Below are 17,455 nucleotides of genomic sequence, written 5' to 3' on the forward strand. Positions count from 1 at the left end.
AAATAATAAATTCGCTGTCCAAATAGACAGCTATGCTTGATCTCGACAAACGATCCCTCATGTATCTGCCGGGTGTAGGCCCGAAGAAAGCGGAGATATTACGGAAAGAAGCCGGAATATCTTCGTATGAAGATTTGTTGTTTTATTTCCCGTATAAATATATTGACCGCAGTCGTTTTTATAAGGTTTCCGAGATAACGGGGAATATGCCTTATATTCAGTTGAAGGGGCGTATCCTGTATTATGATACGGCGTGTGAAGGAAGAACCCGCCGTTTGGTTGCCAAGTTTTCCGATGGGACCGGGACGATCGACCTGGTTTGGTTTAAAGGACTTAATTATGTGACTGATAAATATAAAACGGGAACGGAGTATATCGTATTCGGCAAACCGACTGAATTTGGACATATCTATAATATACCCCATCCTGATATCGATCCGATCGATCAGGCAGATCAGGTGGCAGCAGGGCTGACCCCTTTTTATAATACTTCGGAAAAGATGAAGAAATCGTTCCTCAATTCGAGGGCGATCCAGAATTTGCAATATACTTTATTGAGTTCGTTGAACTGGAATTTACCGGAAACGTTGCCGGCGGACATCTTGTCGCGCATTCAGATGATGCCGTTGAAAGAGGCGATCCGCAATGTCCATTTCCCCGAATCGACAGAGAAACTGAGACTTGCCCAGTTGCGACTGAAATTCGACGAACTCTTTTTTATACAATTGAATATCCTTCGTACCGCCAGCCTGCGTAAACTCAAGCTGAAAGGAATCGTTTTTCCTACTGTCGGAGACTATTTCAACACCTTTTATAAAGAGTATCTCCCGTTCGAACTGACCGGTGCACAAAAGCGGGTAGTCAAGGAGATCCGTGCCGATATGGGAAGCGGACGGCAGATGAACCGTCTGTTGCAGGGGGATGTGGGAAGTGGAAAAACATTGGTCGCTTTGCTCTCCATGTTGCTGGCTGTCGATAATCATTGCCAGGCATGTATGATGGCACCGACGGAAATTCTGGCAACGCAGCATTATGCTACTGTGATGGAGTTTCTGAAGGATATGGATATTCGTGTCGCTTTATTGACCGGATCGACCAAAAAGAAAGAGCGTAACGTCCTGTTGCCGGCTATTGCCAGCGGTGAAATACAGATTGTTATAGGCACGCATGCCTTGATTGAAGAAACAGTCGTCTTCTCGTCGCTGGGGTTGGCTATTATCGATGAACAACACCGTTTCGGTGTGGAGCAGCGTTCCCGTTTATGGAAAAAGAATACCGTTGTGCCTCACGTACTGGTAATGACGGCGACGCCGATTCCCCGGACGCTTGCTATGACCTTGTATGGCGATTTGGATGTGTCCGTTATCGACGAATTGCCACCGGGTCGTAAACCGATTCAGACCGTACACCGTTATGACAATAAAAAAGCTCAGTTATACGATTTCCTGCGGAAAGAAATTCAGTTGGGACGCCAGGTCTATGTGGTGTATCCGCTGATCGAAGGAAGTGAGAAGCTGGATTATAAGAATTTGGAAGATGGATTCGAAACCTTTAAGGAAGTCTTTCCCGAATATAAAGTCTGTATGGTACACGGAAAGATGAAAGCAGCGGATAAAGAGACGGAAATGCAGAAATTCATTACCGGAGAGGCACAGATATTGATGGCTACGACAGTGATAGAGGTGGGCGTGAATGTGCCGAATGCTTCCGTGATGGTGATTGAAAGTGCTGAGCGTTTCGGCTTGTCGCAGCTACATCAGTTGCGTGGTCGGGTGGGACGTGGTGCAGAGCAGTCCTATTGCATCCTTGTCTCTTCTTATAAATTAAGCAATGATACCCGTAAGCGTCTGGAAATAATGGTGAACAGCAATAACGGATTTGAAATAGCCGAGGCCGATCTCCGTCTCCGGGGACATGGTGATCTGGAAGGAACGCAGCAAAGCGGAGAGGGACTGGACCTTAAAATAGCGAATCTGGCAGCCGATGGTCAGATACTTCAATATGCCCGCGATATTGCACAGGAAGTTTTGGACAAAGATCCGGAGTTACTGTCCGAACCTAACCGGATTTTGAACGAAAGGTTAAAAACTCTTTTCACAAGAAAGATAAACTGGGGAATGATTAGTTGATGTGTTTTAAAACATATTTTCGGCAGAGCTTTTGTTTTTCAATGTAATACGGGTGTGGTTTTAAGTTTCTTTACTTTCATTGCAGAAATTTTTCCGGATTGTGTTTTGTCAACTTGCTCAAAATAACGAACTTTGGTCGATTTGTAAAAAATAGGGTCTGTTTCACAGCTTATTTTACTCCTGGATTCCATTTCGAAAAATGATAAAAATGAAGATAAGAACACTACTTTTTATTTGTTGTACTACCCTCATGGCATCGGCAGTTTCGGCACAGCCTAAAGGGGAAGATACTCCAAAGCAGACTATACATATAGTGAAAATGGACAAACGCGTATCCGAACTGATGGCTGACCGCGTCACTATCCGTAAAGATATGGGTTTGAAAGAACTGGCCGAAATCAATGCCCGTGTTGATGAAACACTGGCTGATAAAGAAGCTCTCATGTTTCCCGCAGACGAGTTGTACGGCTCAAATTGGGATACCCGTTGGGTTGATCCTTTCCGTGGTGGCTCCAAAGTAGAAATGCCTGATTCATGTGAAATAGATTGTTCGACATTTATACTTCCCATTGATACTATGACACGGGTTACTTCCAAATATGGTCCTCGCCGTCGCCGTATGCATAAGGGGATTGACCTGAAGGTTCAGATCGGTGATACGATCCGTGCCGCATTTGACGGAAAAGTCCGTATTCGTAATTTCGAACGTCGTGGATACGGCAATTATCTGGTGGTTCGCCATCCGAACGGACTGGAAACTGTATACGGTCATTTATCGAAAATGTTAGTGGATGTAAATGATATTGTACGCGCAGGTGATCCGATCGCATTAGGAGGAAATACCGGACGTTCTACCGGTTCCCATCTTCACTTTGAAACCCGCTTCCTGGGACAGGCTATCAATCCGGCCGACATTATTGACTTCGAAAACTCTGTGCCTCACCAGGATACTTATGTATTCCATAATATAAAGATTAACGGACGCAAGAGTAATATTTATACTTCTTCCAGCGACCAGATGGTTTACCACCGTGTGAAATCGGGTGATACGCTGGGTAAGATTGCACGTATGTACGGAACCAGCGTGAATGAGCTTTGCCGTTTGAACGGTATTAAGAGTACTTCAATGCTTCGCTTAGGTCAGTCTATTCGGTGCAGTGCAGGTAGAAGTTCAAGCGTAGCTGCTAAATCGGAAACTAAACCGGCTGCAGCAAAAGCAACGACGACTGTGGCTGCTAAAACAACTAAGACAACAACCGTAGAGGCCGTAACACCTGTTGCTTCATTGACAGGAAATGCTTCAACAGCTCAGGTTGCAGAACCTGTTTATCACCGTATCAAAAGTGGTGATACACTGGGAGCTTTGGCGGCTAAATATGGAACAACTGTCAGCAAGTTGTGTGAGATGAACGGAATATCCAAGACAACCGTATTGAAACTGGGACGTTCCATCCGTTGTAAATAAGTTATTTTTAAGATAAAGGAAAGGCACAGCTGGAAACAACATCTGTGCCTTTGTTGTTTTTTTACTATCTTTGCGGCATAATATATTTAGTATATGGCTGATACGAAAGAACAGTTCGAAAAAGTGATCTCCCAGTGCCGGGAGTTGTTCGAAAAGAAGTTGAAAGATTACGGTCCTTCTTGGCGGATCATGCGTCCCCAGTCGTTGACCGACCAGATATTTATTAAGGCAAACCGTATCCGTAGCCTTGAGATCAAAGGGGTGAGCATGGTGGATGAAGGGATACGTCCCGAGTTTGTAGCCATCGTTAATTATGGCGTGATCGGATTGATCCAGCTGGCTAAAGGTTTTTCAGATACCACGGATATGACGAACGAGGAAGCATTGGCATTGTATGATAAATACATTACGGAGACCAAAGAGTTGATGTATGCCAAGAATCATGATTACGACGAAGCGTGGCGAAGCATGCGTATCAGTTCTTATACCGACCTGATCCTGATGAAAATCTATCGTACCAAGCAGATCGAAAGCCACGGCGGCAAAACAATCGTTTCGGAGGGCGTGGATGCCAATTATATGGATATGATTAATTATGCCCTGTTCGGTTTGATCAAACTGGAATACGGCGAAGAGTAATATATGAACTATAAAGAGACTGCAATAAAGATACTGACAGAGTGCAGCCGTCTGCTGATCGGAGTCGTATTTATTTTCTCCGGTTTTGTAAAGGCGGTCGATCCGGTGGGAGGAGCCATTAAGATAGGCGATTATCTGACTTCTTTCGGATTGGATATGTTGCAGCCTTTTACCGCCCTCGTTTCTTTTGCCCTCTCTGCTGCCGAGTTTGCGATGGGTGTCTGCATGCTTTTAGGGGTGTATCGTCGCTATAACTCTTTCCTTGTTTTACTTTTCATGGTGTTCATGACGCCGCTGACGTTATATCTAGCCTTGTTCAATCCGGTTTCCGACTGTGGTTGTTTCGGGGATGCGATTGTGATTTCCAACTGGGAGACTTTCTTCAAGAATCTGGTCCTGTCTGCTGCTGCCATCATGGTATTTATGCATTCCGGTAAGATGTTCCAGTGTTTTACCTATAAGGTGTATTGGTTCGTGGCCTTGTTTTCCTACTTTTTCTGTATAGGTTTTGCTTACTGGAATTACAACCATCTGCCGGTGATGGATTTCCGGCCTTATAAAATAGGAGCAAATATACCGCAATTGATGTCTATTCCGGAAGGAGCGCCTGAAGACGAGTATAAGTATACCTTTGTTTATGAGAAAGAGGGTGTCAAGAAGGAGTTTTCATTGGAAGATTATCCTTCTGAGGACAGTACCTGGACCTTTGTCGAATCGAAGACCGAACTGATAAAGAATGGATATGAGCCTCCCGTGGCTTCCTTTAATATCTATGACGGGGAAGGTGACGATGTGACCGACGATATATTGCATAACCCGCAACCGGTCCTCTTGCTGATAGCTCCGAAACTGGAAAAGGCAAACGACGAAAAGATCGATGAAATAAACGGTGTGTATGATTATGCGCTCGAACATGAATTGCCCTTTTATTGCGTGACCGGTTCTTCCCCTGAAATGATCGACGAATGGAGTGACAATACCGGGGCTGAATATCCGTTCCGTATGGCAGACGAAGTGTTGCTGAAAACGATTATCCGTTCCAATCCCGGACTGGTGCTGTTGAAAGACGGTACGGTGATGGCTAAATGGCATTATAACGATATCCCCGATGAGGAACATGTAAAGTCCGTCATAGAAGAACATCTGAACGGGAGTGAAACAAAAGAGAAAGAAGATGGCTGGCTTGTTACCATCCTATCGACTTTTACCGTACCTTTGCTGCTCGTTTGGGTATATGACTTTTTCCGTTTCCGCCGGAGACGGAGAGCTGAGGCTGAATAAAAGATTTTATTGTATTTATATATTTAATTAATTAAGTCATGAGAAAGAATATTGTTGCAGGAAACTGGAAGATGAACACTACTCTTCAGGAAGGCCTGGAATTAGCAAAAGGATTAAATGAAGCCCTGAAAGGCAAAGCTATCAACTGTGATGTAATCATCGGTACTCCGTTCACTCATTTGGCAAGCGTTGCTGCTGCTATCGATACAGATAAGATCGGTGTCGCTGCAGAAAACTGTGCAGACAAGGAAAAAGGAGCTTACACTGGTGAAGTTTCTGCTGCTATGGTTGCTTCTACAGGAGCTAAATATGTGATCCTGGGTCACTCTGAAAGACGTGCTTACTACCACGAAACTCCGGCTATCCTGAAAACGAAAGTTGAATTGGCTCTGGCTAACGGCCTGACTCCGATCTTCTGTATCGGTGAAGTGCTGGAAGAGAGAGAAGCAGGCAAACACTTCGAAGTGGTTGACGCACAGATCAAAGAATCTTTGTTCGATCTTTCTGCTGAAGATTTCGGCAAGATTGTATTGGCTTACGAACCGGTTTGGGCAATTGGTACAGGTAAGACTGCTTCTGCTGAACAGGCTGAAGAAATCCACGCTCATATCCGCGCAACATTAGCTGCTAAATATGGTCAGGAAATAGCTGACAACTGCACTATCCTGTATGGTGGTAGCTGTAACGGTGGCAACGCTAAAGAATTGTTCTCTAAACCGAACGTAGACGGTGGTCTGATCGGTGGTGCTTCTTTGGCTGTTGATAAATTCATGCCGATCATCGAAGCATTTTAATATTTCATTCATTTGTAAAATGTATTGAAACAAATAAACCGGACGCAGATGACGCAGACACGCGCAGTCTGCGTCCGGTAAATATTGGCTTTACACTAAAAAGAATCGCAATGAAGAAATTCCCTTGTATCGCTTTATTATTCATGTTGCTGGCCTGTGTGACCGGAGCGTCTGCACAGATAAGTACGGATGGATCGGCTCAGACGATCTTTGACGACTTGCAAACATCGAAGCCGGGTAAAGGCGAGGTGATTGTCAACCAGCCGGAGGCCCTTCGTAAAATGATCGGAGTGCGTATGTACGGTGAAAATGTCGAGAAGACGGACAGTACTGCTTTCCTGAAGATACAAGGATTCCGGACACAGGTGTTTTCCGGTAATAACCAGCGTAAGTCGAAAGATGAAGCTTTTGAGAAAGAAAAGAAGATCAAGGAACTTTTCCCGACAGTCCCGACTTATGTGACCTATACCGCTCCGTTCTGGAAACTGCGTGTAGGCGATTTCCGTTCACATGAAGAGGCTTATCATATGCAGCGCCTGTTGATGACTGCTTTCCCTTCATTCGGAAAAGAAATGTATATTGTAAAAGAAGAAGTAAGAATCCCTCTGAATTAATATATGCGGAAACTCTTTCGCATCCCATTATATATAACACAGAAATGACAAAAGATATAGACGCAAAGACCTTGGCTGAACGCGAAGAACTGGCTGGCCATTACAAACAAATACTTGGTTTGTTAGGTGAGGATGCCGAACGTGAAGGTCTGCTCAAAACGCCGGAACGTGTAGCTAAGGCTATGCAGTTTTTAACTAAAGGATACAACGAAGACCCTGCCCAGGTATTAGCTTCCGCCATGTTCCAGGAGGAGGATTACAAGCAGATGGTTATTGTAAAGGACATTGATTTCTTCTCTCTTTGTGAACATCATATGTTGCCTTTCTTCGGAAAAGCTCATGTCGCTTATATCCCTAAGAAATATATTACAGGCTTAAGCAAGATTCCCCGTGTAGTGGATATCTTCGCCCGCCGTTTGCAGATACAGGAACGCCTGACGATGCAGATCAAGGATTGTATCCAGCAGACACTCGATCCGCTGGGTGTAATGGTTGTGATCGAAGCACAGCATATGTGCATGCAGATGCGTGGGGTAGAAAAACAAAATTCCCTGACAACGACTTCCGATTTCACAGGTTTCTTCCAGCAGGCAAAGACTCGCGAAGAGTTTATGAACCTGATTAAGAATAATCGGTAGTACTTGCGGGAGGTTGACTTCCTATGCTTAGATGAGCGGCCTGCCATTATTATGACAGTGCTTTGCCACAGGCATGGCAGGAGTCTGCCATAACGATGGCACAACTCTGCCACAGGCATGGCAAAGCACTGCCAACAGCTTGGCAAAATGTTTTTGAACCGACGATGGGATGACTTGTTGCCTGTCTGCGGATTAATCTTTTCGTTTATTCGTCGTATACCTTGCCGTGTTCCCCGATGATCGAACTTAAACAGTTTGAAAGAAATTGGCAGATTGCAATTTTTGTGCTTGCTTCTCTGATTGCTTCCTTGGGTAGCATGATCGAATATCGGTGTGACCGGAAAAAGCTGGATGCCATGAAAGAGGGATTGGAAGAACTGAAAGAGTTTGAAGAAGATGGGCTGGAATAAATTTGCTGCGTTTCAATAAGAAATCCCCTATAGTCGTACTGGATACCCAGGGATGGCATACGAAATGAAGCCGGCTTCCGTTCTTATTTTTGTAACAAATAAATACAGGTTATGAGAAATAGGAGTTGTGTATGGTTCATGTGTGCTTTATTATTCGTTGCTATGGCGGGGAAGGCACAAGTGGTAACGCTGGAGAATGGGGTTAGTATTACTTCTATGCGGTATTCTAAGTTTGCGTTGGATAAGGTCTATCCTTATCAGATGGCTTTAGGAATGCAATATCTGGATAAAGGATGGTATAATTTGTCCAGTAATATAGGATATACGCGAAGAGGCTCTCAGGTAGGAATGGTTACATTACAAGGAGAAGGAGATGTGACACTGAAAGAGAAACTGCATTATCTGACAGTTAGTACGACATTTGATATAAAGAAGACAAGTCGTGACGGCTATACGTTCTTTGTGGGTCTCGGCCCTCGTCTTGATTTCAACTTGAAATCGGTGGCACAAACGTATGTAGATTTTGATCAACATGGCCCGGAAGGGTTTATTCCTACTAAAGAGAAAATAGATGGCTTTTATCCGGTTCTGTTTGGTTTGAAATGTGTAGGCGGTATACGGAAGGATTTCGGGAATATGCAGTTAGGGTTGAATATCGCCTATTTACCTAGTTTTACCCGTCTGGCGGAAGGTGTACGTGACCGGACATTTACTTTTGGATTATCCTTGGGGTATAAATTGGGAGGAAGCAAGGATGACACAGGAACCATCCGCTCTGTTCGTCGCAATAAATAAATCAATGTTATGTAGATAGTCCGGGCTATCTACATAACTAAAATATAGGCTCTGTATTTAGTGTCTTTTGTGACAGGACATAATGGCAAATAACCTTCTCTGATCTTACCGTTCTCGATGGTAAGAGGATAAGCTTTTTTCATAAAACTATGACGCTCATAGGCTTCTCCCTGTTTACTTTCATAGGTGAGGTTGAAGTCTCCGATCGCTTTTGGGGCGAGGTATTTCTGATTGAAACGGAGAGCAAGCATTCCCATCGTGTAGCGCATATTGACTTCAATGCAAGGGTGGATTGCATATGCATCATTTTTGGTTTTGTAAACGATCATGTCTACTCCCAGATATCCGCAATATACATCCCCGTATATACTTTTCAATGCATGAGTAACAGCTTGCTGTATCTGCAGATAGACTTCTTCTCCAACCCAGCGCTTGATCGGTTCGCTCAGATATTCCTGGCTGCCCAGAACATTTCCGGCGTAAGCTCCTTTTTTTACTGTCCCAAAAACAGACAAACCTTCATATGTCACATTTCCCTGCCCGTCAGAGTAGAATTCCATGGCAATATCCTGTACCTTATTCAGTCCGCATTCAATACTGACCATCCCTTGTTTATTGATCGCTCCCTCAATCCAGTTACGGTCTTTGGTTGTTAGTTTGCGTTCCGGTAACCATAATAAGCCTCGCCCTGAAGAGGAGTAAGGTGTTTTCACTACAAATGGAGCGTTCTGTAGGATCAGGTATTTTTCAACTTCTCTGATCTTTCGACAGAATTTAGGAGTAACAGGAATAGGCAGGTCCGGTAATTGCTGGCGGATCAGTTCCAGGCACTCGGCTGCCGTCTGTCGTCCGGTCAACCGGAAATAATCATCTTTCCAGGTCGGTATGGACAAATTCAGATTGAAATTCTGTTTTAATTTTTCGAACAGATGCAGGCTGTGCGGGGATATTCCCCAGGGAGCAGCTTCAAGTTCTATGGAAGACATTTTTTGCTCTTTCAACTCTTTATCGGTAACGAGCGTAGCAAAAGGTCTGAGCTCTTTAGGTAGTAAGGAGAAAAAACGGGGCGAGATAATCTCTTCCGCGTAGACATAATCGGTACTGTCGGCATACCATACCGGAAGGCATGATAGCTCCCTTATCATCCTTTGCACATTGGTTGGAGGTGTGTAATTTTCCGAACCTAGTAAAACGGCTGTTTCGTGGCCGGGATTAAAAAAATGTATCTGAGATATCATAAGTGTATATAAACAGCGAAGCCGTCTGTTACTGAGACGGCTTCGTTTTTATTTATTCGAGATTTTCATCTATCGCATCGATCTTTTTGATTATGAGCGCCATCTCATCTTTTAGCTTTTCGATCTTACGCTCCATTTCTTTCACGAGACCGCCACCGCCTTTGGAGGAGATGCTAAGGAAGCCGATGTTGTTTTCGTATGTCTGCAATTCATTTTTCATGCGGTCATACATTCTCATCAGCTTTTCACGTTCACCGTACAGTTTGCCTTTCCCGTGTTCTCCGCTTGTCATGTCGTTCAGATTACTACGGAACGACTGCATTTTGCGGTCTGTCTGGTCGACTTTCAGACGATCGAACTGGTTGTCTACAGCTTCGTGATACTCTTTATAGATTTTATCTTTTTCCTTGAAAGGTACGTGACCGATCGTATTCCATTCAGCCATCAAGCCTTTCAGTTCAGCTAAAGCGTCATCAGCTCCCAAAGCTTCATCGAGCTTGTTGATCTTTTCGATCAAGGCCTTCTTGGCAGCCAGGTTTGTCTGTTCCACGCTCTTCTGAGAAGAAACATTTTTATTCTTTTGCTCGAAGAAATAATCACAGGCAGAAATAAAACGTTTCCAAACGATATCCGAATGTTTACGGGCTACCGAACCGATCGTTTTCCATTCTTTCTGCAAAGCGATCATCTTTTCAGTCGTACTCTTCCATTCTGTGCTGTCTTTCAAGGCTTCCGCTTTTTCACACAAGGCTTTTTTCAGTTCGAGATTCTTTTCCATCTCTTCCTTAATACCTTTGTAGAAAGTACTTTTCTTATTGAAATAAATGTCGCAGGCCGCACGGAAGCGTTCAAATATCTTCACATTGGATTTTTTCGGTGCAAAACCGATTGTTTTCCATTTTTCCTGTAAAGCGATCACTTCTTTATTCTTTTCTTCCCAGTCTTTGAATGTCTTCAAAGCTTCGAAGTTGATACCTTCTATTTCTTCGCAGATAGCAGTTTTAGCTATCAGGTTTTCCTGTTCTTTCGATTTCAGTGATTCGAAGTGCTCCTGATGACGTTTGTTGATCACGGTAGAAGCCGCTTTGAAACGAGCCCACAGCTCTTCACGCAGTTCTTTTGCCACCGGACCGATCTCACGCCATTGCTGGTGCAGTTTCTGAAGCTGGTGGAACGCAGATACTACATCAGGCTCCGTTTGCAGCTTTTCAACTGTTTCGCATAAGGCTGTTTTCAGTTCCAGATTCTTCTTGAAATCGTAATCCCGGAACTGATTGTTGATCTTGATAATATCGTAGAATCTTTCGCTGTAAGTCTGATAGTTTTTCCACAGTTCGTTTGCATGTTCCTGTGGTACGAGTTTAATTTCTTTCCATCTCTGCTGGATGTCCTTAAAGTCGTTGTATAGTTTGTTGAAATCGTCCTGGCTTTCAGTCAAGACTTTTAACTGATCGATCAGTTGGAGTTTCAGAGCATAATTAGCTGCTTTCACCCGATCTTCTTCAGCCAGGATTGCTGCTCTTTTTTCTTTGTACACAGCCAGCAATTCTTTCAGTTTGTTTTCGGCTTCATCTTCAGGTGCAACGAAATCCTTTTCTTCTCCTCCGTCTTCGAGGAATGTTTTCTTCGATTCTTCAACTTCGGCTCTGTGGATTTTGTAGAATGCCTGTTTTAACGATTCCACCTCGTTACGTGCCGTTTCGGCTGCGGCATCTACCAAACCGGTTAATTTTTCAAGAATTTCTTCTTTCGATAATTTACCGATCGCATTCGCTGTCGCTTCCTCCGGGGTTTCAGTTGTTTCAACTTCAGCCGCAGTGTTTTCCGGAGTCACTTCCGGAGCTTTAGTTTCTTCCAATTTGCCAGTTTCTTCAGCCGGCAGATTAGTTTCATGAGTGTCCTTCATATTCAATCACATTTAAGAAAAGGATAAAAACATTCCTATATCAAGTCACAAATTAAAGTATTTATTTTTGGATTACAGCATTTGAGGCCAATTTATTTATTAGAAAAGGTTAATAAATGCTCAAAAAGACCGAAATGAGTTCCTTTGATCTTTTTAAAATGTCGGAAATGAAAATCCCCGTAGCTTGTTTTGAGTAAGTTACGGGGATCTTAGTATGTTTGTTCTCGATTTTTATCCTAAGAACGATATCAATACCCCGGCCGCAACAGCCGATCCGATCACGCCGGAGATGTTGCTGGCCATGCAATATTGTAATACATGGTTTTTCGGGTCGTATTTCAGTGCAATCTCATTGGCTACACGCGAAGCCATCGGAACGGCGCTTAATCCGGTTGCTCCGATCAGCGGATTGATCTTTTTCTTAGTAAACAAATTGAATAGTTTCACGAAGAAAATACCGCCGGCGATGGATAAGGCGAACGCCAGGAATCCACCGACCACGATACCGATCGTTGTCAGGTTCAGGAATGCTTCCGCTGTCATGGTCGCACCGACAGATAATCCCAGGAAGATCGTAGCCGCATTCATAATACTGTTTGAAGCCGCATCGAACAGGCGGAATGTATTTGTTCCGATCTCTTTCACCAGGTTACCGAACATCAGCATACCGATCAAAGGTACGGCACTTGGCACGAACAGCGCTACAACCGTTGTTACTACGATCGGGAAAATGATTTTCAGTACACGCAGATTCTTGATTTCTGTTGTGGACGGATATTTCTTTTCCTGCTCTTTCATGTTGATGCTTAATTCTTTTTTAGAACAAAGAAGATTTACCACCAAAGGTATGATTACCGGTACCAATGCCATATATGAATAAGCCGCGATAGCGATCGGACCTAATAAATGCGGGGCCAGTTTGATGGTCGTAAAGATTGCCGTAGGACCATCAGCACCACCGATAATACCCAATGATGCCGCCTCTTTCGGAGTGAATCCCATCAGGATGGCTACCAATAATACGGTGAATATACCCAGCTGTGCTGCCGCACCGAAAATAGACAAACGAAGGTTACGGAGCATCGGGCCAAAGTCGGTCAGAGCACCTACGCCCATAAAGATGATTGGCGGAAGGAATCCGGTCTTGATCAGCATGTAGTAAATGAAGTTCATGATCCCCAGTTCATGCGCAATGTCGTGCAAAGGCATTTCCCAGATGTTTTTCATAACTCCATTTACATTGATCAGCCCGTTCTCGTCAGCCTGGATCACGCCCATATCACCTCCCGGGAAGTTGGCTAGCAGTACTCCGAAAGCAATAGGGACAAGCAGCAAAGGCTCATATTGTTTTTTGATGCCCAGGTAAAGCAATATGAATGCGATTGCATACATGATCAAGAATTGCGGTTCAGCAATAATGTTGCTGAACGCAGTCATTTCGTACAGATTTTGAAATATCTCTTTCATTACTGTATCGTCATTAATACGTCATCTTCCGAAACTGCATCACCACCGGCATAATTGATGGAAGTGATTGTTCCGCTGAATTCGGAACGTACGGCATTGTATGTTTTCATTGCTTCCACATAGCAAAGTACATCCCCTTCTTTTACCACGTCGCCCACTTTGAGCGGAGTTTCGGAAGCATTCTTTACCAGGAAGAATTTACCTTCCAGCGGAGAGAGTACTTCGTTGCCTGCGCCGACTGGTGCAGGAGCTGCTGTTGCGGCAGGTTGTGCAGCCTTTGCAGGAGCAGCTGCCGGTGTTGCGTTGGCAGAATCTCCGAAGGCAACGGTTACGCGGTAAGGCTGTCCGTCGACATCGACAGTTAATACTTGCGGAGTGGTAGGCAGGGCAGGAGCAGCAGGGGATGCTGCCGGATGTTCTTTTTCCTGTTGAGCCTTTTTCTTCAGGGCGACATCGGCCAGGAACTCGACTTTCGCTTTTCCTGAACGGTAGGCCTCATACTGAGCCGGGTGCATAGCATATTCGAACAGTTCTTCGTCGTCTTCGCCTGTTTCCCATTGCTTTTCGTTCATCATCTTGCGGTATTTGTCGAGCGAATCCGGATAGTTATCCTGCGGATTGCCAGTGAAGAATTCACGTCCTTCAGCTTTTGCTTTCTCGATGATTTCCGGGGCGAGCGGACCAGGCAGCCTGCCGGCTTTTCCGAGGATCATGTCCCATATATCATCGGCGATCATGCTCCAGCGGGCTTTTCCTTTTTCCATCTGCATCACGTTCATCAGTGCCAGGTTCTTCACATACTGGCTGAACGGTGTTACCAATGGGGGATAACCTACGCGCGGCCATACATAAGCCACTTCGTCGAATAGTTTGATCAGCAACTGGTCTTGCGACATCAGCGGCTTGTTGTTCTTGATGTTGTTTTTGTTAATCGATTCCAGATTCTTATCCAGGTCTGACATCAGGCTACCCATCATACCGCCGGGAAGCCCCGGACCGATCAGCAGGGAGTTCATCAGGCGGTTCTTCGGACTGATATACAGGCCTAAGAAATCATCCATAAATTCCTGGATCATGCTGCGTACCTTCATATAGGCTTCCATATTGATCTCCGGCACTTTGTAACCGGCATCTTTCAACATTGCCTGTACAGTCAGCAGGTCGGCATGTCCCGTACCCCATGAAAGCGGTTCCATACCTACGTCAATATAGTCGCAGCCGGCATTACAAACTTCCAGGATGGAAGCTACATTGAATCCTGGGCCTGCATGGCTATGGTACTGGATAGGTATTTCAGGATGTTTGGCTTTGATGTTGGCAACGATCTGTCCCAGTGAATAAGGACGACCGATACCTGCCATGTCTTTGATACAGATTTCGTCTGCTCCCAGCTCGATCAGTTCCATTGCCATCTTGGTATAATATTCGACTGTATGGATCGGGGAGTGGGTGATGCAGAGTGAGCATTGGGAAATCATTCCCGCTTCTTTGGCATATTGGATAGACGGGGCGATGTTGCGCACGTCATTCAGTCCGCAGAATGTACGGGTGATGTCGGTTCCCTGTGCTTTCTTTACTTTGTAGAAAAGCTGGCGCACATCGGCGGGAACCGGGCTCATGCGAAGTCCGTTCAGGGCGCGGTCCAGCATATGTGTCTGGATACCTGCTTCATGGAATGGCTTCGTCCATTCGCGTACGGCTTTATTTGGATTTTCTCCGAATAGTAAATTAACTTGCTCGAATCCTCCTCCGTTGGTTTCAACGCGGGCAAAACAGCCCATTTCAACGATTGCAGGGGCAACTCTAGTTAGTTGGTCTACTCTAGGCACGTATTTTCCGGCAGATTGCCACATGTCTCTAAAGACCAAACTGAATTTGATTTCTCTTTTCATGATATTTTGTGTATAGCTAGTATTATATTTTCTCAATTTTTGTAACCTTTCCCTGGCCGCCTGTAGTCATGCTGACTGCTGCTACGATTGCTGCGGTTGTTTTGCCGGAGATACTCGCGGCTTGTGCGGTGACGGCTTGTGTTACCATTTGTTTTTTTACGACGACTTCTTCAGGTGCGTATTTGTTAACCAGTGCAATTAATCCTTTCCCTAGATAAATAACGATCAAAAGAATTGCAAATACCGTGGTCATACCGACCACCATTAATAAAAGTCCAGTTTCTATGTTTTCCATAATTTATATTTGTGTGCAATAAAAGTATCTACTGTCTGTAAGAGAAGTAACTAAAACAATCTCCGCCAAGTTATAAATTGATTGCAAATATAACAAAAGATCGTTATTCTGTATTTTTTTGTTGTATAAAAATAGTAAATTCTTTTTTCGTTGTTCGTGTTTGAGGTGCCGAATGATAGTTGGTTTAATATGAGGCTATGAACGGTGCTGCAAGCTAAAATAATTGTATCTTTGCCCTCTCGAACATATAATATATAGCCATGGGAAATTTCTTTACATCTTTATTCTCTTCTTCAAAAAATGAGGATAGTGCAGAAGAGAAAGCGAAAAATGATCAGAAAAATTTTGACATATTAAAATATGACGGTGTCCGTGCCTTGAAAATAGGACAAGTCGCCTATGCTATCAAGTGCTTTACGGAAGCCTTGAACATTCAGGAAGATTTTGAAACAATGAATTACTTGGTATCGGCTTACTCGATGGCAAACCAGACGGAAAAGGCTTTGGAAACATTAAACCGTATGGTGGAAATGGAACCGGATCATGTGCAGACCCTGTTGACAAGAGTAAGTGTGCTCTTTATGCTGGATAAGGATGCCGAAGTGATTGCAGATTGCCTGCGAGTGATCGAACTGGAAGAGTCCAATCACTTGGCTTGGTTTCTGATGGCGAAGGCCAAAAGAACGACCGGCGACCAGCTTGGTGCTATTGCCGACCTGACGAAAGCGATCGCTTTGAAAGACGATTTTACAGATGCTTATTTACTTCGTGCGGAAATATTATTAGTCTTGAAGCAGGGAAAAGAGGCTTTGCCCGATATTGAAAAGGCTATCTCGTTGGCTCCCGAAGAAGAAACAACTTACCTGATAAGAGGAAAAATACATGAATCGTTAGGCAGTCTGGATGCTGCTGCCGATGATTATCAGCAGGCTTTGGACCTGAATCCGTTCAATGAGGATGCTTGTATCCTGAAAGGCACGCTCCTGATCACAAAAGGTTTGTTGGACGAAGCCATCGCGTTTTTTGACGATGCGATCGATATCAAACCGGATTTTGCCAAGGCATATACTGAGCGCGGACGGGCAAAGAACCTGAAAGGGGATAAAGAGGGAGCTTTCGAAGACTTAAAAAAGTCTATTGAACTGAATCCGGAAGGGGAGGTAGTGAAGAAGTTTGAAGGGCAGCATGTCAACTTTGAGAATAAAACATATATGCCTTTCTGAAAATTGTAGATTTGACAGAAAAGGGAGAGTATGCAGGAAAAGGAGTTAATCGATGGGTTGAAACAAGGGGATGAGCTTGCTTATAAAACGTTATACAGGCTTCATTATAGAGTACTTTGTGCATTTGCATATACTTATGTGAATGATTCCTTTATTGCAGAATCTTTGGTCAGCAACGTGATTTTTAATATATGGGAAAAGCGTGAAGTTTTGGAAATCAGTCAATCACTTCGCGCTTATCTGATGAAAGCAGTTAAAAATGCTTCTATCAATTATCTGGATCATTGTTTACGTCAGGAAAATATGAAACAATCTCTGTCTGTGAAGATGGAGAAGCAACAATTGTCTTATCATGAGCAGGATAATTATCCGTTATGCTCTTTGTTAGAAAAAGAGTTGGAAAATCGTATTGAACAATCTTTGGGAGAGTTACCTCAGTTAACTCGCGAAATATTTCATTTAAGCCGGAATGAAAAAATGAAGTATGAAGAAATCGCCTGTGAGAAAAACATTACAATTGATATTGTAAAATACCACATTCGTATTGCCTTGGGTAAATTGAAGACCGATTTGAAGGACTATTTGCCATTTTTACTACCTTTCTTTTTATTTCATTGAAAAAAAATCATTTTTTTCACCCGTTTTTTATTTTCGTTTGTCATAATAATA

The 17,455-nt window shown here is 43.9% G+C and carries 16 protein-coding genes; 11 read left to right on the forward strand and 5 right to left on the reverse strand.

Annotated features, from left to right (window positions below; all coding sequences use genetic code 11):
- Positions 1–32 precede the first annotated feature (32 nt).
- From recG to P3L47_RS08015, 9 genes are all read left to right on the forward strand, one after another.
- Entirely contained in the window at positions 33–2,129 is a 2,097-nt protein-coding gene (gene recG / locus P3L47_RS07975) for an ATP-dependent DNA helicase RecG (protein ID WP_277783265.1), read from the forward strand.
- Between the two features lie 208 nt (positions 2,130–2,337).
- Positions 2,338–3,594 (forward strand): M23 family metallopeptidase, encoded by a 1,257-nt coding sequence (locus P3L47_RS07980; RefSeq protein WP_277783266.1) that lies wholly within the window; start codon positions 2,338–2,340, stop codon positions 3,592–3,594.
- A 93-nt stretch (positions 3,595–3,687) separates the two neighbouring features.
- The gene (locus P3L47_RS07985; RefSeq protein ID WP_028728255.1) at positions 3,688–4,233 is read left to right on the forward strand and encodes a DUF1599 domain-containing protein; all 546 of its coding nucleotides are present in this window, start codon (positions 3,688–3,690) and stop codon (positions 4,231–4,233) included.
- Positions 4,234–4,236: 3 nt separating this feature from the next.
- On the forward strand, positions 4,237–5,514 hold the full coding sequence (locus P3L47_RS07990; protein ID WP_277783267.1) for a BT_3928 family protein: 1,278 nt from the start codon (positions 4,237–4,239) through the stop codon (positions 5,512–5,514).
- Positions 5,515–5,552: 38 nt separating this feature from the next.
- Entirely contained in the window at positions 5,553–6,308 is a 756-nt protein-coding gene (gene tpiA / locus P3L47_RS07995) for a triose-phosphate isomerase (RefSeq protein WP_122363640.1), read from the forward strand.
- A gap of 110 nt (positions 6,309–6,418) precedes the next feature.
- A complete protein-coding gene (locus P3L47_RS08000) occupies positions 6,419–6,922 on the forward strand; it encodes an SPOR domain-containing protein (protein WP_122363641.1) in 504 nt (167 codons plus the stop codon).
- Between the two features lie 44 nt (positions 6,923–6,966).
- Positions 6,967–7,560 (forward strand): GTP cyclohydrolase I FolE, encoded by a 594-nt coding sequence (gene folE / locus P3L47_RS08005; RefSeq protein ID WP_122363642.1) that lies wholly within the window; start codon positions 6,967–6,969, stop codon positions 7,558–7,560.
- Positions 7,561–7,796: 236 nt separating this feature from the next.
- Positions 7,797–7,970 carry a hypothetical protein gene (locus P3L47_RS08010; RefSeq protein WP_277783268.1) on the forward strand — a complete coding sequence of 58 codons (174 nt, stop codon included), beginning with the start codon at positions 7,797–7,799 and terminating at the stop codon, positions 7,968–7,970.
- 111 nt (positions 7,971–8,081) lie between these two features.
- On the forward strand, positions 8,082–8,765 hold the full coding sequence (locus P3L47_RS08015) for a hypothetical protein (protein ID WP_277783269.1): 684 nt from the start codon (positions 8,082–8,084) through the stop codon (positions 8,763–8,765).
- Between the two features lie 29 nt (positions 8,766–8,794).
- Here P3L47_RS08015 and P3L47_RS08020 read toward each other — a convergent pair whose 3' ends face one another.
- From P3L47_RS08020 to P3L47_RS08040, 5 genes are all read right to left on the reverse strand, one after another.
- Positions 8,795–10,003 carry a hypothetical protein gene (locus P3L47_RS08020; protein WP_277783270.1) on the reverse strand — a complete coding sequence of 403 codons (1,209 nt, stop codon included), beginning with the start codon at positions 10,001–10,003 and terminating at the stop codon, positions 8,795–8,797.
- Positions 10,004–10,055: 52 nt separating this feature from the next.
- Positions 10,056–11,909, reverse strand: a complete 1,854-nt coding sequence (locus P3L47_RS08025) for a DUF349 domain-containing protein (protein WP_277783271.1) — start codon at positions 11,907–11,909, stop codon at positions 10,056–10,058.
- 231 nt (positions 11,910–12,140) lie between these two features.
- On the reverse strand, positions 12,141–13,376 hold the full coding sequence (locus tag P3L47_RS08030) for a sodium ion-translocating decarboxylase subunit beta (RefSeq protein WP_122363646.1): 1,236 nt from the start codon (positions 13,374–13,376) through the stop codon (positions 12,141–12,143).
- Positions 13,376–15,268: a biotin/lipoyl-containing protein gene (locus P3L47_RS08035; protein WP_277783272.1), complete on the reverse strand. Its 1,893-nt coding sequence runs from the start codon at positions 15,266–15,268 to the stop codon at positions 13,376–13,378. The genes P3L47_RS08030 and P3L47_RS08035 overlap by 1 nt, the downstream gene beginning before the upstream one ends.
- A 22-nt stretch (positions 15,269–15,290) precedes the next feature.
- Positions 15,291–15,563 (reverse strand): OadG family protein, encoded by a 273-nt coding sequence (locus P3L47_RS08040; RefSeq protein ID WP_122363648.1) that lies wholly within the window; start codon positions 15,561–15,563, stop codon positions 15,291–15,293.
- A 260-nt stretch (positions 15,564–15,823) separates the two neighbouring features.
- Between P3L47_RS08040 and P3L47_RS08045 the strand changes: the two genes are divergently transcribed.
- Together P3L47_RS08045 and P3L47_RS08050 are read left to right on the forward strand one after the other, a co-directional pair.
- Positions 15,824–16,786, forward strand: coding sequence for a tetratricopeptide repeat protein (locus tag P3L47_RS08045; RefSeq protein ID WP_277783273.1), 963 nt, complete (start codon positions 15,824–15,826; stop codon positions 16,784–16,786).
- Positions 16,787–16,816: 30 nt separating this feature from the next.
- Positions 16,817–17,404: an RNA polymerase sigma-70 factor gene (locus P3L47_RS08050; protein WP_277783274.1), complete on the forward strand. Its 588-nt coding sequence runs from the start codon at positions 16,817–16,819 to the stop codon at positions 17,402–17,404.
- Positions 17,405–17,455 lie beyond the last annotated feature (51 nt).

The sequence above is a fragment of the Parabacteroides chongii genome (genome assembly GCF_029581355.1).
GTDB classification, from domain to species: Bacteria; Bacteroidota; Bacteroidia; order Bacteroidales; family Tannerellaceae; genus Parabacteroides; species Parabacteroides chongii.